Origin of the sequence: Amycolatopsis sp. lyj-23, from assembly GCF_046549135.1 — a bacterium.
Taxonomy (GTDB): Bacteria; Actinomycetota; Actinomycetes; order Mycobacteriales; family Pseudonocardiaceae; genus Amycolatopsis.
Genome location: NZ_JAJPWN010000004.1, coordinates 316,263 through 335,569, shown reverse-complemented (window position 1 = coordinate 335,569; position 19,307 = coordinate 316,263). Strand labels below are relative to the sequence as shown.

The following is a 19,307-nucleotide window of genomic DNA, read 5'->3' as shown; positions in this document are numbered from 1 at the left end:
CCGGGCACGCGCTCACTCGATCAGGGTGTTACTTGTCGCCTTGCTCGCTCGCGTTGTCGTTCGAGTGATCTCCGGGGATCACCGCTTCGGTGAGCAGCTGCGACGGCGCCGCGTGGCTGTTGACCTTCTGCTTGCCGAAGAAGCCGATCTCGCCTTCGGAGTGGATGCGTTCGATCATGTGCGGGTAGTGCAGCTCGAACGCGGGCCGCTCGGAGCGGATCCGGGGCAGCTCGGTGAAGTTGTGCCGCGGCGGCGGGCAGGACGTGGCCCACTCGAGCGAGTTGCCGTAGCCCCACGGGTCGTCGACCGTGACGATTTCGCCGTACCGGTAGCTCTTGAAGACGTTCCAGATGAACGGCAGCGTCGAGGCACCGAGGATGTACGCGCCGATCGTAGAGATCGTGTTCAGCGTGGTGAAGCCGTCACTGGACAGGTAGTCCGCGTACCGGCGCGGCATGCCCTCGGCACCCAGCCAGTGCTGGACGAGGAACGTGCCGTGGAAGCCGATGAACGTGGTCCAGAAGTGCCACTTGCCGAGCTTCTCGTCCATCATCCGGCCGGTGATCTTCGGGAACCAGAAGTAGATGCCGGCGAAGGTGGCGAACACGATCGTGCCGTAGAGCACGTAGTGGAAGTGCGCGACGACGAAGTAGCTGTCCGACACGTGGAAGTCGATCGCCGGCGCGGCCAGCAGGATGCCGGTCAGACCGCCGAAGAGGAACGTGACGATGAAGCCCATCGAGAAGATCATCGGCGTCTCGAAGGACAGCTGGCCCTTCCACATCGTGCCGATCCAGTTGAAGAACTTGATGCCGGTCGGGACGGCGATCAAGAACGTCATGAAGGAGAAGAACGGCAGCAGCACGGCACCGGTGGCGTACATGTGGTGCGCCCACACCGCGACCGACAGGGCCGCGATGGCCAGCGTCGCCCAGACCAGGCTCTTGTAGCCGAACAGCGGCTTGCGGCTGAACACCGGGAAGATCTCCGACACGATGCCGAAGAACGGCAGCGCGACGATGTACACCTCGGGATGGCCGAAGAACCAGAACAGGTGCTGCCAGAGGATGACGCCGCCGTTTTCGGGGTCGAACACGTGCGCCCCGAGGTGCCGGTCCGCCAGCAGGCCCATCAGGGCCGCGGTCAGGATCGGGAAGGCGAGCAGGATCAGGATGCTGGTGACCAGGATGTTCCAGGTGAAGATCGGCATCCGGTACATCGTCATGCCCGGGGCGCGCAGGCAGACCACGGTGGTGATCATGTTGACCGCGCCGAGGATGGTGCCGAGACCGGACACCACCAGGCCGGAGATCCACAGGTCCGCGCCGACGCCCGGCGAGTGGATGGCGTCCGACAGCGGGGTGTAGGCGAACCAGCCGAAGTCGGCGGCGCCACCCGGGGTCAGGAAGCCCGAGATCACGATCAGGCCGCCGAAGAGGTACAGCCAGTACGAGAACGCGTTCAGCCGCGGGAACGCTACGTCCGGCGAGCCGATCTGCAGCGGCAGCACGAAGTTCGCGAAGCCGAAGAGGATCGGGGTCGCGTACAGCAGCAGCATGATCGTGCCGTGCATGGTGAACAGCTGGTTGTACTGCTCCTGCGAGAGGAACTGCTGACCGGGGCGCGCCAGCTCGGTGCGGATGAGCATGGCCATCGCGCCGCCCGCCATGAAGAAGGCGAACGACGTGACCAGGTACATGATCCCGATCTGCTTGTGGTCCGTCGTGCGGAACAACCGCAGCAGGTACGAACCCTTGACCGACTCGCGCGCGGGATACGGGCGCGTCGCGATCGGCTTGGGGGCTACGGCCGTCACTCCTGCCTCCAACACTGAAACCTTGTGGTGGTCATCGTCGCGCCACCGGAGCTCGGGAAGCCCGATCCGGCGGCTTAGGGGGATCGTAGCCCTCGCTACCGACAGTCGCGCGCACCGGCTGGCAAGATCGAGCCGTGGCCGACGACTACACCCGCGCGGCGGTGCGCGCGGCCTGCGCCGTGACCGCCCGGCTGGGCCTGCCCGGCCACGAGCCCGAGGTGCTGCACGAACGGTCGAACGTGCTGGTGAGACTGGGTCCGCTGGTCGCCAGGGTGCCGGCCACCACCCGCCTCGCGCGCACCGGCCCGGCGTGGCAGGAGCGGGACGTCGCGGTGTCGCGGTTCCTCACCGAACGTGGTGTGCGCGTCGTCTCACCCACCACGGATCCCCCGGCGGGACCCCATTTCGCCGAGGGTCTGCCGGTCACGCTCTGGCACCACACCCCGCACGACCCGGGCCACCGGTACGCACCGGACGTCGTCGCGCGGTCGCTCGCCGAGGTGCACGCGGCCCTGCGCGGCTACCCGGGCGAGCTGCCCCGGCGGGGCCCGCTGGACGACCTGGAACGCATCTTCGACCGGCACGACCTCGACCCCCGCCTGCGCGCGGAGGCGACGCGGCTGGCGGCGACGCTGCCGGACGTCGCCGTGCAGCCGCTGCACGGCGACGCGCACCCCGGCAACCTGATCGCCACGCCCGCCGGTCCGTGCTGGCTGGACTTCGAAGACACCTGGTGCGGCCCGCTGGCCTGGGACCTCGCGATCCTCGGCCGCCAGGACGGCCCCGAGCACCTCGCCGCGTACCCGGCTTCCGTGGACGAAGCCGCCGTTGCCGCGTGCACGCGGCTTCGGGAGCTGTACTCGGTCGTGTGGCACCACGTCGTCGCGATCCGGTTCCCGGACCGGCTGCCGGGCGCCCGCGCGGCGCTCGCCGGCTACTTCTCGTGAGTCGCCGGGTACCAGGAGAGGATCGCCTCGACCACGCCGGCGGGGTCTTCGAGCGGGGTCAGGTGCCCGGCGTCCGGCAGCACGACGAGCGTCGCGTCGGCCAGCGCCTCGGCCATCTCGCTCGCCGCGGCCACCGGGGTGATCGGGTCCTCTTCGCCGACGATGACCAGCGCCGGGACTTCCGAGTGCCGCAGCAGGTCCAGCGAGTCGGGCCGGGTCCGCAGGGCCAGCGCCGTCCAGGCGACGCCGGCGGGTGGCTGGGACTCGATGATCTCGCGGACGGTCTCGACCAGCTCGGGACGCTGTTCGCGCGTCGACGCGCTCAGCAGGGTGGGCAGGTTGCCCTCGGCGAGCCAGCCCTCGATGCCTTCGGCCTCGACGCGCGCGGCGACGTCGAGCCGGGTCCGCGCGGCCTCGGGTGTGTCGGGCGTGGCCTTCGTGTCGATCAGGACGAGCCCGCCGACCCGCTCCGGCGCGAGCCTCAGCACGGCCATCGCCAGGTAGCCGCCCATCGAGCAGCCGCCGAGCACCACGCGGTCGAGGTCCAGCCGGTCGAGCAGGGCGACGACGTCCCGCGCGGCGTCTTCGAGGCTCGGTTCGCGCGGGGACTCCGGCAGCGGCGAGCGGCCGAGCCCGCGCTGGTCCGCGGTGATCACCCGAAGGTGTGAAGCGAGGGGCTCGCGCACCGCGTTCCACATGCGGGAATCCAGGGGGAAGGCGTGGAGGAGGACCAGCGGCAGTTCGGTCATGCGCGTCATTTTGTCGGACCCCCTCGCTAGCTTCGCCGATGTGTTCACCGACATCGAAACCGACCGGCTGCTGCTGCGTCCGCTCCACGAGGCGGACCGGCAGGCGATGGTCGACATCCACACCGACCCGCGGACCAACCGCTTCCACCCCGACCCGCCCGACGTCCCGCACGCGTCGGCGATGTTCTCGGACTGGCTCGCGCACTGGGCCGAGCACGGGTTCGGCTACCCGGCGGTCCTGGAACGCGGCGGCACCGAGGTGCTCGGCATGTGCGGCGTGCGGCTGCGCGAGTTCCACGGCGAGAAGGTCCTCAACCTCGGCTACCGGTTCCGGCCGTCGGCGTGGGGCAAGGGGTACGCGGTGGAGGCGGGGCAGGCGGTCCTGGAGTGGTGCGCCCGCGAGCTGCCGACCCTGCCGGTGCTGGCGAGCGTGAGCCTGGCGAACAAGCCGTCGCTGCGGGTGGCGGAGCGCCTCGGCTTCACCGAGTACACGGAGGAGGTGTACGACGGCGCGATGTCGCGGCACTACCGGCGCTGAGCGCCGAGCGGTTTTGCCAACTGCGATGTTCGGCAACTGCGGTGTTTGACAACTCCAGAGCGGAAGATCACCAGCGGCGGGAGGGCCGCCGCCGGGCCCGCGCTTCCCAGCAGGCCCGGTGCCAGTGCCGCCGGTCGGCGACCGAGCCGGTCTCGTCGGCGGGCCAGACGACCAGGTGCGGCGTCCCCGGCCGGATCTCGTGGTCGCAGCCGGGACAGCGGTAGACCTTGGTGGCCTGGCTCCCGGGCACGGTCCGCACCAGCCAGTCCCCGTCCGCCCCGGCCTCGGCCCGCGCCCACCCGGTGGCGGCCCCGAGGTCACGTTCGGGCGGCCCACCGTCCGAGCGGCGGCCGGGACGGTTGCGTCGTGGCACCCCCCAACGTTAACCGCCACCCCCGCCCGCCCCGCCAACCCCGCACGCCTCCCCTCCAGCCCCGCAACCCGACCCCCCAGGCACGCAAGCCGACCCTCCAGGTACGCAACCCGACCCCCCAGGTACGCGAGCCGACCGTCCAGGTACGCGAGCCGACTTCCCAATCACGAGTGATGCCCCTCCAATCACACGTGATGCCCCTCGGGTTACACGTGATGCCCTTCCAATCACGAGTGATGCCTCTCCGATCACGAGAGACACCCGCGGAGCTCAGGCTGCCCGGTCCCTCACGCGGGCGCCGGCGCCCAGCCGGTCGAGGATCGCCTCGTGGCCGAGGCCGGCCCAGCCGAGGCGGTCGAGGGTGCGGCCGGTCCGGCGGAAGTCCTCGCCGCCGAGCACGGACATGATCGTGATCGCCGCGTCGACCACCGGCGTGGCGACGCCGGCACACCGCGCGAGGGCCTGCAGCGGCACCAGCGTCGAGCGGATGTCCTCGGTGAGGAAGCGGTGGTCGAGGCTGGTCGGCGCGGTGATCGTCCGGTACGGCTGCACCGTCCGGAGCGCGTCGAGCAGCGTCGTGGCCGGGCAGCCGTAGTAGCGGTCGAGGACCTCGGTCATGGGCAGCAGCCGGGCGCCGTAGGCGTGCGCGACGGCGGCGAACTCGGCCTCGGTGCGTTCGAGCAGGGCGATCGTGCGCGCCGAAACGCCTTCGACGTAGAAGAGGAGCTCCTCCGCGCGGTCGATGGTGCCCAGGTTGGCGAGCGCGATCGGCACGTGCGCGACCGCGCCGAAGTCGTGCAGGCCGCGTTCCACCGGATTGCGCGCGAGCTCCAGCATCGGGAACCACTCCCGCAGTACCCCGGCGTGCCGGGCGACGGCGGTCGCAGTGCTGCCGGAGATCAGGTTCCAGCCCTTGACGCCGAGCACGGTCACGCCGTCGGTCCCGGACGGCCGCGCGGCGAACAGGGCATCGGTCTCCACGACGTCGACGCCGGGCGCCCCGGCGGCGGCGAGCGCGTGGGCGAACTCGACGCTCCCGCAGAGCTTGCTCGAGAACAGCACCACGACCTGTCCCCGGCGCAGGTGCGGCGCCAGCCGGGCGGCGACCTCCGGATAAGCGGTCGTCACGGTGGCGATCAGGACGACAGCCCGCGCACCCAGCCCGGCCGGGTCCGCGGTCACCTCCCGCAGCGGGAACCGCCCGTCGAGCACCCCGTGCGCGACGATCTCGCGGCGGCGCGCGATCTCCGCCACGGCCCGGAGGTCCCGCGTGTGGAGGTGCACGGGCAGCTCCCGAGCGGCCAGGTACGCGGCCACGGCCCGCCCCTCGCCGCCCGCCCCGACGACCCCGATCCCGTCCAGCACGCTCATCCCGCCCACTCCCGTCAGTCCGGTACGCGTTGGACAGGTCGGCACCGCTACGGGGAAAGTTCCCGCGGGAGCACGTTCCCGGAAGGCGAGCACACGTCCGTGTCGCCCGTCCGGGGACCGCTACCCCTGCGCCAACGCCAGCGGCACGAGCTGCTCGGCGCTGGTGAGCGACCCGTGCTGCCCGATCAGCGACGTCTCGACGGCCTCCGCGAGCCCCCGCACCATCCCGAACCGGCCCCGGGCCGCGGCGACGACGTCGCCGATGCGCGGCAGCACGCGATCGCTGACCGTGTGCCCGAACCAGCCCTCGGCGACGGCCTCCTCGCGCGAGCGCACCCAGACCCGCTCGCCGAGGACCTCCCGCCAGGCCGCGAGGACGTCCGCGGCCGCACCGGGCTCGGTGTAGACGTGCCGGGCCCGGACTTCTCCGCCGAACGTCCGGACGCCGGCCAGCAACTCCGGGGCGTCCTCGAGGTCGAGCTGGTCGTCGACGGCCACCATCCCGTGGTCGGCCACCACCGCCAGCAGCGCACCCGGCGGCAGGCCGTCCACAAGGGACTCGACGAGCCGGTCGATCTGCCGCAGCTGCATCCGCCAGGCGGTCGAGCCGGGGCCGTGGATGTGCCCGAGCAGGTCGAGTTCGCTGTGGTAGGCGTAGCAGAACGCGCGCCCGCCGAGTACCGACAGCGTCCGCGCGGCGAGGTCGCCCAGCGCGTGCACCCCGGCGTACTGCGCTCCGCTCTGGGTGGCCAGGGTCAGGGCCGTGTCGCGGAACTTGGCGGACGACACCACGGCCGCGTCGATGCCCGCCGCGGCGGCGCGCTCGAACGTCGTCGGCAGCGGCTGCACCTCGCGGGGCGGGAGGGCGCCCCGCAAATCGCTGCCGTCTTCGTGGCTGCACCACCGCAACGCGTTGAGCACGCCGGTGCCCGCCATTTCGAAGGTGTAGCCCACCATCCCGTGTTCGCCCGACGCGAGGCCGGTGCCGATGGCGGCGACCCCGGCGGCCGTCGTCGACGGGAAGCCCACGCGCAGCGGCTCGCGGGCGAGTTCGGTCAGCACCGGGGCGTCCGCGGCGTGCTCGGCGAGCAGTTCCCAGCCGAGCCCGTCGATGAGCAGCACGCCCGCACTGCGGACCTCGGGCAGCGTCAGCGCGTTCCCGCAGCCGGGCACCCCGAGCGCGGCGAGCAGGGACGGGACGACCTGGCCGAGGTGCGGGACGTCGGCGAGCGAAGGCGGCTGCACGCGCCCAGCTTCCCATCACGGGGCGCCTCCGGCGATAATCGCGGCATGCCGACCTACGCCTACCGCTGCCGCGAGTGCACCGAGACCTTCGAGCTCCTGCGCCCGATGAGCGAATCCGGTGCGCCGGCGGCCTGCCCGGAGGGCCACGCCGACACCGTCAAGCTGCTCACCACCGTCGCCCTCACCGGGGCCGCGAGCGGTCCCGCGGCCCCAGCCGGTGGTGGCGGTGGCTGCTGTGGTGGCGGCTGCTGCGGCTAGAGCGCCTTCAGCGCCTGCTCGAGATCGGTCCACAGGTCCTCGACGTCCTCGAGGCCGACCGACATCCGGATCAGCTGGTCGGAGACACCGGCGCCGCGGCGGTCGCTCTCGTCGACGATCCGGTGGCTGATCGAACCCGGGTGCTGGATCAGCGTGTCGACGCTGCCCAAGCTGACGGCCGGCGTGATCAGCCGGACCGCCCCGATCAGCGCGTGCGGGTCGCCGCCGACCTCGAACGCCACCAGCGGGCCGCCGATCCGCGGGTAGTGGACGGCGGTCACGGCCGGGTGCTCGCCGAGCCGTGACGCCAGGGTCGCCGCGGTTTCGGAGGCCGCGTTGACGCGCAGCGGGAGCGTGGAAAGCCCGCGCAGCAACAGGTATCCGGCCAGCGGGTGCAGCACGCCGCCGGTGGCGAAGCGGATCTGGCGCAGCCGCGCGGCCTCCTCGGTGTCGCACGCGACGATCCCGCCCATCACGTCGCCGTGGCCGCCCAGGAACTTGGTCGCGCTGTGCAGCACCATCCGGGCGCCGTGGCGGCCGGGGCGCTGGAGCACCGGGGTCGCGAACGTGTTGTCCACCAGGAGAGGCACCGCTCCGCAGGCGCGGGCCAGCTCGGCGATGTCGGCCTCGGCCAAGGTCGGGTTCGCCGGCGTCTCGACGAACACGAGCCCGGTGTCCGGCCGCAGGGCGGCGGCGACGGCCTCGGGCGCGGCCCAGGTGACCTCGGTGCCGAGCAGCCCGGACTCGAGCAGGTGGTCGCTGCAGCCGTACAGCGGCCGCACGGCGACGACGTGCCGCTTCCCCTGCGCCACCGCGGAAAGCAGGCAGGCCGAGACGGCGGCCATGCCGCTGGCGAACGCGACGCCGTGCTCGAAGCCTTCGAGCTCGGCGAGCGCCCGCTCGAACCGCTCGACGGTCGGGTTGCCCACCCGGCCGTAGATCGGCGGGCCGTCGAGCTCGGTGCCGGCGGCGAAGGCGTCGATCCGGGCGGCTTCGGCGGCGCTGTCGCGGGACGGGTAGGTCGTGGACAGGTCGAGCGGAGCGGCGTGCACGCCGAGGTCCGTGAGGTCGTCACGGCCGGCGTGGACGGCTCGCGTGCGCAGCGAGGAAGTCATGCCAGCATGGTCGAGCTTTCACCGGACTCGGGGCAACAGTCTCGGATATCATTCGGTGATGTCCGCTTCCGTCGAACTGAGTCCGGTTGATCTCGAGATCCTGCGCCTGTTGCAGAACGACGCCCGGATCACCAACAAGGACCTGGCCGCCGCGGTGGGCATCGCGCCGTCGACGTGCCTGGACCGCGTCGCGCGGCTGCGCGACACCGGAGTGATCACCGGCCAGCACGCGTCGGTCGACGCGGCGAAGCTCGGGCGGCCGCTGGAGGCGTTCCTGTTCGTCCAGGTCCGCCCGCACCGGCGGCCGCTGGTGGACCCGTTCATCGAGCACCTGCTCTCCCTGCCGGAGGTGCGCGCGGTTTACCACCTGACCGGGCCGGACGACTTCCTCGCGCACGTCGCGACCAGCTCGGCCGGCGAACTGCAGCGGCTGGTCCTCGACGAGCTGACCGCCCGGGACGAAGTCGCCCGCGTCCACACGAACCTGGTGTTCCAGCACTGGAGCGGCGGCCCGCTGCTGCCGCCGGGGGCGTGAGCTCAGAGCGTCTCGAGCCAGCGGCGCGTCTCGCGCGGGGACGTCAACCGGACGACGGCCGGGCCGGGCGACTCGGCCGCCCACGCCCGGATGCGGGCCCGCTTGTTCGCGAACGACGTGAAGTGCCAGCGGATGATCGAGTCCGCGGAGAACACCTGCCGGAAGGACTCGACGTTGCCGTTGCAGATCCGCCGTCGCGTCACCGCCCGCACGAACGTCCGGCGCACCAAGCGGCCCAGCGAAAGCCAGCGCGGGTAGTCGAGGCCCACCACCAGCTGGGTGCGCGGCAGGACGATGTCCTGCCACTTGCTGTAGACGGCGTCGAGGACCCAGCGCTCCTGCGCGCACACCTCGGCGATCCGGCGGCGCTGTTCCTCGTCGGGGGTGCCGACCCAGCCCGGCTGCCAGCCGATGTCGTCCGCGGAGCGGTAGGGCAGGCCGGTGCGCTCGGCGATCCGCGCGGCGAGCGTCGACTTGCCCGAGCCGGTCACGCCGTAGACGACGATGCGGTCAGGCGTCGAGGTCACGGGCGGGCTCCCGCGGTCCGCGGTAGGGCAGGGTCTGGCTGTAGACGAGGTTGGTGGTCGTGCTGCCGAACTGGCAGAGCTCGTCCACCGTGCGCTCGAGGTGGGCCATGGAGGCCGCGGCGACCTTCAGGGTGTAGCAGTCGTCGCCGGTCGTGCGCAGGCATTCGAGGATCTCGGCGCGTTCGGCGAGCAGCTTGTGCAGCGGCTCGTGCCTGCTGCCCGGGTACTTGAGCCGGACCACGGCGAGCACCGGGTAGCCGACCTTGCCGAGGTCGATCTGCGCGCAGTAACCGGTGATCACGCCGGCGGCCTCGAGCCGCCGCAGGCGTTCGGTCGCCGCGGACGCGCTGAGGTTCACGCGGCGGCCGAGCTCGGTGAGCGGCAGCCGGGCGTCGAGCTGCAACTCGGTCAGGATGGCCCAGTCCGTCGGATCGAGACTCTCGGTCATCTGCTGAAGATACCGTGGGATCCACGGCCGGATGGCCCGAACGCCGTGATCGTTCCCTTCCGGACGCGAACCGGACGCCGATAGCCTTTTGCCGTGGAGATCGGCGTGAACGTCCCCAACTTCGGGCCCGGCACGGACCCGGGTGTCCTGCGCGCCTGGGCGCAGACCGTGGAAGGCCTCGGCTACGACCTGCTGATGGTGTCCGACCACGTCGCCGTCACGCCGGACGTCGCCGGGCAGTACCCGGCGCCGTTCTACGAGCCGTTCACGACGTTGTCGTGGCTGGCGGGGATCACGCAGCGGGTGCGGCTGGGCACCACGGTGCTGGTGGTGCCGTACCGGCATCCGCTGCTCGTGGCGCGGATGGCGGCGAACCTCGACGCGCTCAGCGGCGGCCGGTTCGTGCTCGGCGCCGGGATCGGCTGGGCGAAGCAGGAGTTCGACGCGCTGGGGGTGCCGTTCGAGCAGCGCGGCCGGCTCACCACCGAGCACCTGCGGGCGATCCGCGCCGCGTGGGCCGAGCGGGACGACTACCGCGCGGGCCCGATCCCGCTGTGGCTGGGCGGGCACAGCGACGCCGGGCTGCGCCGGGCGGTGGAGCTCGGCGACGCGTGGCACCCGCTGCGGCTGACGATGGCCCGGTTCCGGGAAACGCTGGCGCGGCTGGAAGAACTGGCGGGCGACCGGCCGGTGCCCGCCTTCGCGCCGCGGATCGTGTTGCGGGTGACCGCGGCGCCGGTCACCGGGCCCGGCCGGCGGGCCGGCGAAGGGACGCTCGAGCAGGTGCTCGACGACCTGGGGCAGTTGCGGGCGCTGGGGGCGGAGACGGTCGTCCTCGACCCGTTCGACGCGGACCCGGCCGAAACGCTGCGCCCGGAGGTGGCGTGGCGAGACCTCGCGGCGGTGGCCGCGTCCTGGAAGGAGAACCGGTGAAGAACACCGAAGAAACCCTGCTGCGGCGGGCGATCGAGCTCGCCCGCGAAGCGCGCGAGGAACACGGCAACCCGCCGTTCGGCTCGCTGCTGGCCGACGCGGACGGCAACATCCTGGCCGAGGACCGCAACACGTCGCTGACCGACGACGACATCACGGCCCACCCGGAGCTGAAGCTGGCCCGCTGGGCGGCCCAGCACCTGGACCCGGAAACCGCGGCGGCCACGACGATGTTCACCAGCACGCAGCCGTGCGGGATGTGCACCGGTGCGATCGAGCGGTCGAGGCTCGGGCGCGTCGTCTACGCGCTGTCGACGGAACAGTTCCTCACGCTGCGCCCGCCGCTCACGTGGGAAGGCCCGAAGCTGGACGGCCCGGCGCTGTTCGACGAGGCCCGCGTGCCGGTCGAGGGCTATTACCGGTGACGAGTTACGAGGTGCACCCGGTGGCGCGCATCGAGTCGCCGTTGACGGACCGCTCGACGGCCCCGAAACAGGGCGACGAGGGCGCACCACCGGCCCGCGTGGTGTTCGAACCGCAGTTCCACACCGCGGCGGCGGACCTCCACCCGGGCGACCGCCTGGTCCTCCTGACGTGGCTGCACGAAGCGGACCGCGAAGTCCAGGCGGTCCACCCCCGCAGCGACCCGGCCCGGCCGCTGCAGGGCGTGTTCTCGACGCGCGCACCGGACCGCCCGAACCCGATCGGCCTCCACACGGTCACGGTGACGGCGGCCGAGAACGGCACGCTCACCGTCACGGGCCTGGAAGCGATCGACGGCACGCCGGTCCTGGACGTGAAGCCGGTCCTCGGCGAGGTGGCCGACCGCTGACCCCCGCCCCCGGTGCGCCCCAAGACGAATGTCTGGCACTTGCTCACTCGGGCTCGCCGAGCGCGCCGGGCGGCAGTTCCGGGGAGACGTTCGACCTCCGCGGCACGTTCACGTTGTTCAGCAGCGGGTACGGCGACAGCTCATGCGGCGGCTCCGGCGGGTACTCCGACATCACCACGGGAACGGCGGTCACCGTCTACAACGCGGCGGGAACCGTGCTCTCCCGGGGCGCACTCGGAAGCGGGCGCCCGGACGGCGCCACTGATCAGTAGTCCTTGAAGCCCTTTCCGGTCTTCCGGCCCAGCCGCCCGGCGGTCACGAGGTGCTCCAGCAGCGGCGCCGGGGCGAAACCTTCCTCGCGGAACTCGTTGTACAACGTCCGCTGGATCGCCAACGACACGTCCAAGCCCACCACGTCCAGCAGTTCGAACGGGCCCATCGGCAGGCCGCAGCCCACCTTCATCGCCGTGTCGATGTCGTCCGCGGCCGCGTAGTGGGCCTCCAGCATCTTCACCGCGTCGTTGAGGTACGGGAACAGCAACGCGTTGACGATGAACCCCGCGCGGTCGCCGCAGTGGACCGCGTGCTTGCCCACCGCCGCGCAGACCGCGCTCGCCGTGGCCACCACGTCCGGCGCCGTTGCGATCGTCGATACCACCTCGACCAGCTTCATCACCGGGGCCGGGTTGAAGAAGTGCAGGCCGATCACGTCGGCCGGGCGGGACGTCGAGGCCGCGCACTCGATCACCGGCAGCGAGGATGTCGTCGTCGCGAGGACCGCGCCCGGGCGGACCACCTCGTCCAGGGCCGCGAACACCGCCTGCTTCACCGGCAGTTCCTCGGCCACCGCCTCGACGACCAGGTCGACGTCGGCCAGTGCCTCGAAGTCGGTGACGGGGGTGATGCGCGCCAACGCCGCCGCCGCGTCCTCTTCGGACAGTTTGCCCTTGACCACCGCCTTGTCGAGCGACTTCTTCACGCGCGCCACCGACGCCTGCGCCTTCTCCAGGCTCCGCGCGCGCAGCACGACGTCGAGGCCGCGCTTGGCGAACACCTCCGCGATGCCGGTGGCCATGGTCCCCGTGCCGACCACGCCGACCTTCGCCACCGGTCGCGGCGCCACCGGGTCCACAGTGGACACTGCCGTCGCGTCTGCGACCACGGTGGGCGAATCCGGGGCGTCGTAGGTGTAGAAGCCGCGGCCGGTCTTGCGGCCGAGCAGGCCCGCCGTGATCATCTGCTTGAGCAGCGGCGCCGGCGCGTGCAGGCGGTTGCGGGACTGGTGGTACATCGTGTCGAGGATTTCGTTCGCGGTGTCCAGCCCGATCAGGTCGAGCAGCGCGAGCGGGCCCATCGGGTAGCCGCAGCCGAAGCGCATCGCGGCGTCGAGGTCCTCGCGCGTGGCGTACCGCTGCTCGTACATGCGCACCGCGTGGTTGAGGTAGCCGAACAGCAGCGCGTTGGCGATGAACCCCGCCCGGTCGCCGATCACCACCGGGACCTTGCCCAGGCGCTCGGCGAACTCGACGGCTTCGGCGACCACCTCCGGCTCGGTCACCACCGTCTTCACGATCTCGACGAGCTTCTGCACCGGCGCCGGGTTGAAGAAGTGCATGCCGACGACCTTGCCGGGACGCGCGGTGTGCACGCCGATCTCGGTGATCGACAGCGACGACGTGTTGGACGCGAAGACCACGTCGGGCCGGGTGATCTTGTCCAGCTCGGCGAAGACGTCCGCCTTCAGCTCCAGGCTCTCCGGGATGGCCTCGACCACCAAGTCCACTTCGGACAGATCCGACAACGACGTGCGGTAGCTGATCCGGCCGAGCAGCGCCTCCCGGCCGGCCGCGTCGAGCTTGCCGCCGGAGAGCGCCCGTTCGGTGGAGTGCTCGAGGTGGCCGCGGCCGCGGGCGACGCCGGCTTCGTCGAGTTCGACCGTGACGACGTCGAGCCCGCTGCGCGCGAGCACTTCGGCGATGCCGGCCCCCATGGTGCCCAGGCCGACCACTCCGACCGTCGAGATGTCCCGCGCCATCGAGGCCTCCAGAGATGTTACTCGCTGGTAATTGGCCTCGATAGTGCCACGCGGGACGGCCCGAAGCCCAGACGGAATCGAGTAAGTACCGCTCAAGTCACTCGGTCGGCGACGTCGGCTTCACTCGCCGAAATTGCCGTCCACCAGCTCTTTCACGCTCTCCAGCGCGGCGGACGCCTGCGGCCCGCGCGCCCGCACGCGGATCCGGTCACCCTGGCGGGCACCGAGCGACATGAGGGCCAGCACGCTGTGCGCGTCGGCCTCCCGGTCGCCGAGCCGCACGGTCACTTCGGCGTCGAACGCGCTGAGCGCCCGCACCAGCACCGCGGCCGGCCGTGCGTGCAGGCCGACGTCGTTGCGCAGTTCCAGCTCGACCTCGGTGGCGTCGCCAGTGGCTTCGGTAGGCGCCAGGTCCTCGGGCATGCCGGCCGCCGCGGCGGCTTCCGCCACCGCCTTGCGATCCTGCCCCGCCTGCGCGGCCACGGCCGCCGCGATCGCGCCCTCGACCAGCGGGCCGTCCACGACGACCGCGGCCGAGGGGTCGGCCAGGGACTCGACGGCGAGGTCGGCCGTCATCTGCGCGCTGCCCAGGTCGTAGAGCAGCACGACGCCGTCGCCGTGGTCGGCGCGCTGGGTGGCGGCGACGACCTCGTCGTAGTCCGTGCCGATCGAGCCGTCGGAGAGGCCGCCGGCCGGCACGATGGTGACGTCCGGCGCCATCTGGGCGGCCAGCTCGGCCAGGCCTTCGGCGAGCTTGGCGCTGTGCGAAACGAGCACGATTCCGACGCTCACCGGGCCGCCTCCGCGAACGCCCGCAGCAGCAGCGCCGACGACCGGGCGCCGGGATCCAGGTGCCCGACCGCGCGCTCGCCGAGGTAGGACGCCCGGCCCTTGCGCGGCACGAGGTCCACTGTGGACTCGGCGCCGGTGTCGGCCGCGTCGGCCGCCGCCGTGAGCACCGCGGCGAGGTCGCCGCCGTCGCCTGCCGCCTTCTCCGCGGCCGCCACCGCGGGGATCAGGGCGTCGACCATGGTCGCGTCGCCGCCCACGGCCTTGCCGCGGGCCTGGACGCCTTCGAGGCCGGCGCGCAGCGCGTCCAGCAACGCCGGGACGTCTAGGGTTTCCACGGCGCCGAGTTTGGCCGACGCCCGCAGGAAAGCCGTGCCGTACAACGGCCCCGCGGCCCCGCCGACCTTGGAGATCAACGTCGTCGCCACGAGCTTCAGCACCCCGCCCGGGGTGTCCGGCACCGCGGAATCGAGCGCCGCGACGACGGCCGCGAAGCCGCGGTTGAGGTTCTCGCCGTGGTCGCCGTCGCCGATCGCGCGGTCGAGGTCGATCAGCTCCGCCCGGTGCTCGGCGACCACCGCCGCGGCGGCGCGGACGGCCGCCGCGACCCCCTCGGCCGTGCAGGCCATCAGAGCCCCCACCGCAGGGCCGCGGTGTTGACCGGGGCGTCCCACAGCTCGGTCAGCTCGTCGTCCAGTTTGAGCAACGTCAGACTCATCCCCTGCATCTCGAGGCTGGTGATGTACGGGCCGACCAGCCGGCGTTCGACCACGATCCCACGCTCGGCCAGCAGCCGCTCGGCGATGCCGTGGGCGAGGTAGAGCTCGACGAGCGGGGTGCCGCCCATCGAGTTGGTGAACAGCAGCACGCGGTCGCCGGAAGCGAACGGCAGGTCCGAGACCACCGCCTCGACCATCCGCGCCACCAGCGCGTCGGCCGGCTCGGCCGGGATCCGCTCGCGGCCGGGCTCGCCGTGGATGCCGATGCCGAACTCGATCTCGTCCTCGTCGAGGTCGAAGCTCGGGGTGCCGGCGTGCGGCACGGTCGGCGCGGTGAGCGCGACGCCGATCGACCGGACCTGGCCGATCACCTTCTGCGCCAGCGCGGTCACGGCGTCGAGCGAGTCGCCGCGCTCGGCGGCGGCGCCGGTGATTTTCTCCAGCAGCACCGTGCCGCCGACCCCGCGGCGGCCCGCGGTGTACGTCGAGTCCTTGACCGCGACGTCGTCGTCGATCACGACGCTGCGCACCTCGAGGCCCTCGGCGGCGGCCAGCTCGGCGGCCGTCTCGAAGTTCAGCACGTCGCCGGTGTAGTTCTTCACGATCAGCAGCGCACCCGCGTCGCCGGTGGTGGCGGTGACCGCGGCCTGCACCGCGTCCGGCGTCGGCGAGGTGAACACCGCACCGGGCACCGCGGCGGCGAGCATGCCGGGGCCGACGAACCCGCCGTGCAGCGGCTCGTGCCCGGAACCGCCGCCGGAGATGACGGCGACCTTGCCCGCGACCGGTGCGTCGGCTCTGACCACGACGTCCGGGTCGTACCGGACGCGCAGGACGTCGGCGTGCGCGGCGGCGAGGCCCCGCAGCGACTCGGCGACCACGTTCGCCGGATCGTTGATGATCTTCTTCACGGCAGCCTCCGGCACATCGGCGGGTGGGTGTCCCCTTCCTACCTCTCCGCGCGGCCCGCCGCCAGATCAGGGTTTGGGGAGCTTGGTGACCACGTTCTTCGCGACGGTCACCGCCTTGCCGCACGGATCGGGGTCGTTGTCGTCGTAGCCCTGGTAGTCCACCTGGGCCAGTTCGACGTCGTCGCCCTGCCACGGCCGGTGCTGCCACTGGACCTTGCACCGGGCCGAACTCCCGGTCTGCGGCTTCTGGAAGCCGGTGACGCCGGTGCCGAGGTCCACCTTGGAGTAACCGTCGCCGACGAGCGGGGGCAGGCCCGGGAGGAACCCGACCGTCACCGTCGGGCCGCGGTCCCGCCACTCGCACGAGTGCAGGCCCGAGGGTGCCGGTTTGGCCGCCGGCACGGCCGTGGTCACCACCGCGGCGTCGGCCATCGCGCACGGGTCGGCGGTCAGCACGGTCCCGGCCGGCGTCGAGTACTTCTCCGGCGAGTTGTGGACCTTCTGGACGACGGCCTCGAGCAGGGCCTGCCCGGCCCGGCAGGGGTCGCTCACGTAGGTGGCCGACACCGCGAGCGCCAGGTCCGGGTTCAGCGCCGTCATCGCCGCGACGGTGCAGTCGGTGTCGCCGGTCTTGTTGACGCGCAGCGGCAGCCCGCCGACGACGCCGGCCGTCTTGTCGGCGCGCGGCACCACGGTGCTGCCGACCTCGAGTTCGAGCCGGATCTCCTTGCCGCCCGGGTCCTTCACCTTGTTGCGGCAGGTGTCGAAGGCGATCGACGACGGCGACGGGTCGTTCTCGACCGTGCCCAGGCCCAGGCCGCCGAGGGCGTCCTTGGTCAGGAACTGGCACGGCTGGATCGTGCGGAGCACGCCGGCCGCGACGGCGGCGTCGGTGATCGGGCCGTCGGCCGCCGGGCCGGTGGCGGCCGCCGCGGGCACCGTCGTCCGGGCGAAGTTGGACTTGCCGAGGTCCGGCCCGCACGCCGTCAGCGGCAGCGCGAGCGCGGTGACCAGCAGGAACAGCTTCGGAAGCCGGCGGTGCCGAACGTCTGGGAACACGCGGAGCACGGTAGCGGCACGTTCGCGCCGCTGTCCGGACAACCCGGTTATTCGCCCGCGACGGCCGGTGTGTCGCCCGTCTCGGTCTCCGGCTCGGCCGGCACGACGAGCGGCCGGACCAGGGCCCAGGTGACGAACAGCGCGGCGACCACCAGCATGCCGATCCCGGCCCACAGGTTGATGTTGACGTCGGCCGCCTTCTTGAGCTCCTCGTCCGAGGTGAACCAGAGGCCCATGACGGTGAGGATGACGCCGTAGACGCCGATCAGCAGGGCGATGATCAGCCGGATGTCGAAGGCGCCTGCCTTGTGTGCGCGCGGCTGCGACTCGGTAGCCATGCCGTCCTCCTAGAAGATGGCGTTGAGGGCGATGGTCAGGATGAGCACGATGCCGGCGAGCAGGCCCGGCTTGCGGTACCAGCCCGCGTTCTCGCCGGTCGAGTCGTGCTGACGGGTCTCCTTGGGCGTGAGCGAGTAGACCAGGCCCACGAGCTCCTCGTCCGGCTTCGGCTTGGTGACGAGCGAGACCACGACGCTCACCACGATGTCGACCACGAAGGCGACACCGGCAGCGACGAAGCTGGTGCCCTGGCCCTTCAGGCCGATGTACCCGGCCTGCGACAGGCCCCAGATCGTGATCGCCGAGGCGGTACCGAGCACCAGGCCGCTCCAGCCGGCGTGCGGGGTCATCCGCTTCCAGAACATGCCCAGGATGAACGTCGCGAACAGCGGCGCGTTGAAGAAGGAGAACAGGTCCTGCAGGTAGTTCAGGATGTTGCCGGAGTTCGACGCGATGAACGCGGTGCCGATCGCGAGGATCGTGCCCGCCGAGGTCACCACGCGGCCCAGGTTCAGGTAGTAGTGGTCCGGCTTGTCCTTCTTCACGTACGTCTGCCAGATGTCGTACGTGAAGACGGTGTTGAACGAGCTCAGGTTCGCCGCCATGCCGGCCATGAAGGAGGCCAGCAGACCGGCGATGGCGATGCCGAGCATGCCGTTCGGCAGCAGGTCGCGCATCAGCAGCAGGAGCGCGTTGTTGAACGTGACGCCGCTTGCGGCCTTGCCGCCGTCGAGCAGCACCTGCTTGTCCTTGACGTACTCGGACACGCTGACCGCGGCGATCATGCCGGGGATGATCACGATGAACGGGACGAACATCTTCGGGAACGCGCCGATGATCGGCGTGCGCCGCGCGGCCGACATGCTCTTCGACGCCATCGCCCGCTGGACCTCGACGAAGTTCGTCGTCCAGTAGCCGAAGGAGAGCACGAACCCGAGGCCGAAGACGATGCCCAGCACCGAAAGCAGGCTGTTGCCGAAGCCGGTCAGGTTGTCACCGGGCCACGAGTGCAGCTGCGCGGTGCCGCCGGGGCTGTTGGTCACCTTGTCGACCAGGCCTTGCCAGCCGCCGACCTTGACCAGGCCGATGATCGTCAGCGGCACCAGCGCGATGACGATGACGAAGAACTGCAGCACCTCGTTGTAGATCGCGGCGGAAAGGCCGCCGAGGGCGGTGTAGGAGAGCACGATCGCGGCGGCGACGATGATCGACACCCACAGCGGCCAGCCCAGCAGCAGGTTCACCACGCTGGCCAGCAGGAAGAGGTTCGCGCCTGCGATCAGGATCTGCGCGGCGGCGAAGCTGATGCCGTTGACCAGGTGGGCCGGCTTGCCGAAGCGCCGCCGCATGAACTCGGGGACGCTGCGGACCTTCGAGCCGTAGTAGAAGGGCATCATCACGATGCCGAGGAACAGCATCGCCGGGATGGCGCCGATCCAGAAGTAGTGCACGGTCGGCAGGCCGTACTGGGCGCCGTTGGCCGACATGCCCATCACCTCGACCGCGCCGAGGTTCGCGGAGATGAAGGCGAGACCCGTGACCCAGGCCGGCAGCGAGCGACCGGACAGGAAGAAGTCGAGGCTGCTCGACACCTGCCGCCGCGCCAGGTACCCGATGCCCAGCACGAGCACGAAGTAGAACGCCAATTCGATGTAGTCGATCGCGCTCGCGTCGAGTCGCAGGTTCGCATCGGCTAGGACGAGCACCCGACCCACCTCCGGCAGTTCTTCTCAAGCAGGACAAGATCCGACAGGAATCACCAGCAACC

The 19,307-nt window shown here is 71.5% G+C and carries 23 protein-coding genes; 7 read left to right on the top strand and 16 right to left on the bottom strand.

The features are described 5' to 3' along the window. Positions 1-28: 28 nt before the first annotated feature. Positions 29-1,816, bottom strand: coding sequence for a cytochrome c oxidase subunit I (ctaD, locus tag ACLJPY_RS10960; protein ID WP_410587909.1), 1,788 nt, complete (start codon positions 1,814-1,816; stop codon positions 29-31). A gap of 134 nt (positions 1,817-1,950) precedes the next feature. Here ctaD and ACLJPY_RS10955 point away from each other — a divergent pair, with 134 nt between their 5' ends. Then, entirely contained in the window at positions 1,951-2,763 is an 813-nt protein-coding gene (locus tag ACLJPY_RS10955) for a phosphotransferase (protein ID WP_410587908.1), read from the top strand. Here the strand turns inward: ACLJPY_RS10955 and ACLJPY_RS10950 are convergent. Continuing rightward, positions 2,751-3,512: an alpha/beta fold hydrolase gene (locus ACLJPY_RS10950; RefSeq protein WP_410587907.1), complete on the bottom strand. Its 762-nt coding sequence runs from the start codon at positions 3,510-3,512 to the stop codon at positions 2,751-2,753. The two genes, ACLJPY_RS10955 and ACLJPY_RS10950, sit on opposite strands and share 13 nt — an antisense overlap. Here ACLJPY_RS10950 and ACLJPY_RS10945 point away from each other — a divergent pair. Beyond that, the gene (locus tag ACLJPY_RS10945; protein ID WP_410587906.1) at positions 3,511-4,050 is read left to right on the top strand and encodes a GNAT family N-acetyltransferase; all 540 of its coding nucleotides are present in this window, start codon (positions 3,511-3,513) and stop codon (positions 4,048-4,050) included. The two genes, ACLJPY_RS10950 and ACLJPY_RS10945, sit on opposite strands and share 2 nt — an antisense overlap. A 67-nt stretch (positions 4,051-4,117) precedes the next feature. Here the strand turns inward: ACLJPY_RS10945 and ACLJPY_RS10940 are convergent, their stop codons facing one another. The 3 genes from ACLJPY_RS10940 to ACLJPY_RS10930 form a co-directional block, all read right to left on the bottom strand. Continuing rightward, positions 4,118-4,423 (bottom strand): hypothetical protein, encoded by a 306-nt coding sequence (locus ACLJPY_RS10940; protein ID WP_410567924.1) that lies wholly within the window; start codon positions 4,421-4,423, stop codon positions 4,118-4,120. Between the two features lie 270 nt (positions 4,424-4,693). Further along, positions 4,694-5,794, bottom strand: coding sequence for an NAD/NADP octopine/nopaline dehydrogenase family protein (locus ACLJPY_RS10935; protein WP_410587905.1), 1,101 nt, complete (start codon positions 5,792-5,794; stop codon positions 4,694-4,696). Positions 5,795-5,914: 120 nt separating this feature from the next. After that, entirely contained in the window at positions 5,915-7,039 is a 1,125-nt protein-coding gene (locus ACLJPY_RS10930; RefSeq protein ID WP_410587904.1) for an alkaline phosphatase family protein, read from the bottom strand. A 45-nt stretch (positions 7,040-7,084) separates the two neighbouring features. On the opposite strand from ACLJPY_RS10930, the gene ACLJPY_RS10925 reads away from it, so the two are divergent. Beyond that, the gene (locus ACLJPY_RS10925) at positions 7,085-7,297 is read left to right on the top strand and encodes an FmdB family zinc ribbon protein (RefSeq protein ID WP_020640946.1); all 213 of its coding nucleotides are present in this window, start codon (positions 7,085-7,087) and stop codon (positions 7,295-7,297) included. Here the strand turns inward: ACLJPY_RS10925 and ACLJPY_RS10920 are convergent. Next, the gene (locus ACLJPY_RS10920) at positions 7,294-8,412 is read right to left on the bottom strand and encodes a trans-sulfuration enzyme family protein (protein WP_410587903.1); all 1,119 of its coding nucleotides are present in this window, start codon (positions 8,410-8,412) and stop codon (positions 7,294-7,296) included. The genes ACLJPY_RS10925 and ACLJPY_RS10920 overlap by 4 nt on opposite strands. Before the next feature lie 58 nt (positions 8,413-8,470). Here ACLJPY_RS10920 and ACLJPY_RS10915 point away from each other — a divergent pair, with 58 nt between their 5' ends. After that, on the top strand, positions 8,471-8,947 hold the full coding sequence (locus ACLJPY_RS10915; RefSeq protein WP_086840754.1) for an Lrp/AsnC family transcriptional regulator: 477 nt from the start codon (positions 8,471-8,473) through the stop codon (positions 8,945-8,947). A 2-nt stretch (positions 8,948-8,949) separates the two neighbouring features. Here ACLJPY_RS10915 and ACLJPY_RS10910 read toward each other — a convergent pair whose 3' ends face one another. Beyond that, positions 8,950-9,474: an adenylate kinase gene (locus ACLJPY_RS10910; protein WP_410587902.1), complete on the bottom strand. Its 525-nt coding sequence runs from the start codon at positions 9,472-9,474 to the stop codon at positions 8,950-8,952. Continuing rightward, complete coding sequence (locus ACLJPY_RS10905) at positions 9,458-9,922, bottom strand: Lrp/AsnC family transcriptional regulator (protein ID WP_410587901.1); 465 nt, start codon at positions 9,920-9,922, stop codon at positions 9,458-9,460. Before ACLJPY_RS10905 ends, ACLJPY_RS10910 begins: the two co-directional genes overlap by 17 nt. A gap of 93 nt (positions 9,923-10,015) precedes the next feature. On the opposite strand from ACLJPY_RS10905, the gene ACLJPY_RS10900 reads away from it, so the two are divergent. From ACLJPY_RS10900 to tsaA, 3 genes are read left to right on the top strand one after another with little or no spacing between them, the layout of a single operon-like run. Beyond that, positions 10,016-10,855 carry an LLM class flavin-dependent oxidoreductase gene (locus ACLJPY_RS10900; protein WP_410587900.1) on the top strand — a complete coding sequence of 280 codons (840 nt, stop codon included), beginning with the start codon at positions 10,016-10,018 and terminating at the stop codon, positions 10,853-10,855. After that, complete coding sequence (locus ACLJPY_RS10895; protein WP_410587899.1) at positions 10,852-11,280, top strand: nucleoside deaminase; 429 nt, start codon at positions 10,852-10,854, stop codon at positions 11,278-11,280. Before ACLJPY_RS10900 ends, ACLJPY_RS10895 begins: the two co-directional genes overlap by 4 nt. Before the next feature lie 11 nt (positions 11,281-11,291). Then, positions 11,292-11,687, top strand: coding sequence for a tRNA (N6-threonylcarbamoyladenosine(37)-N6)-methyltransferase TrmO (gene tsaA / locus ACLJPY_RS10890; protein WP_410588283.1), 396 nt, complete (start codon positions 11,292-11,294; stop codon positions 11,685-11,687). 43 nt (positions 11,688-11,730) lie between these two features. Here the strand turns inward: tsaA and ACLJPY_RS10885 are convergent, their stop codons facing one another. The 8 genes from ACLJPY_RS10885 to ACLJPY_RS10850 form a co-directional block, all read right to left on the bottom strand. Then, on the bottom strand, positions 11,731-11,880 hold the full coding sequence (locus ACLJPY_RS10885; protein WP_410587898.1) for a hypothetical protein: 150 nt from the start codon (positions 11,878-11,880) through the stop codon (positions 11,731-11,733). Between the two features lie 72 nt (positions 11,881-11,952). Continuing rightward, complete coding sequence (locus ACLJPY_RS10880) at positions 11,953-13,722, bottom strand: 3-hydroxyacyl-CoA dehydrogenase family protein (protein ID WP_410587897.1); 1,770 nt, start codon at positions 13,720-13,722, stop codon at positions 11,953-11,955. A 120-nt stretch (positions 13,723-13,842) separates the two neighbouring features. Next, the gene (dhaM, locus tag ACLJPY_RS10875; protein WP_410587896.1) at positions 13,843-14,514 is read right to left on the bottom strand and encodes a dihydroxyacetone kinase phosphoryl donor subunit DhaM; all 672 of its coding nucleotides are present in this window, start codon (positions 14,512-14,514) and stop codon (positions 13,843-13,845) included. After that, positions 14,511-15,140 carry a dihydroxyacetone kinase subunit DhaL gene (gene dhaL, locus ACLJPY_RS10870; protein ID WP_410587895.1) on the bottom strand — a complete coding sequence of 210 codons (630 nt, stop codon included), beginning with the start codon at positions 15,138-15,140 and terminating at the stop codon, positions 14,511-14,513. The genes dhaM and dhaL overlap by 4 nt, the downstream gene beginning before the upstream one ends. Next, entirely contained in the window at positions 15,140-16,141 is a 1,002-nt protein-coding gene (gene dhaK, locus ACLJPY_RS10865; RefSeq protein WP_410587894.1) for a dihydroxyacetone kinase subunit DhaK, read from the bottom strand. Before dhaK ends, dhaL begins: the two co-directional genes overlap by 1 nt. Positions 16,142-16,207: 66 nt before the next feature. Then, entirely contained in the window at positions 16,208-17,200 is a 993-nt protein-coding gene (locus ACLJPY_RS10860) for a DUF3558 domain-containing protein (protein ID WP_410587893.1), read from the bottom strand. A 47-nt stretch (positions 17,201-17,247) separates the two neighbouring features. Further along, the gene (locus ACLJPY_RS10855) at positions 17,248-17,538 is read right to left on the bottom strand and encodes a hypothetical protein (RefSeq protein ID WP_410587892.1); all 291 of its coding nucleotides are present in this window, start codon (positions 17,536-17,538) and stop codon (positions 17,248-17,250) included. A gap of 9 nt (positions 17,539-17,547) precedes the next feature. Beyond that, positions 17,548-19,245 carry a sodium:solute symporter family protein gene (locus ACLJPY_RS10850; protein WP_410587891.1) on the bottom strand — a complete coding sequence of 566 codons (1,698 nt, stop codon included), beginning with the start codon at positions 19,243-19,245 and terminating at the stop codon, positions 17,548-17,550. Between the last annotated feature and the right edge of the window lie 62 nt (positions 19,246-19,307).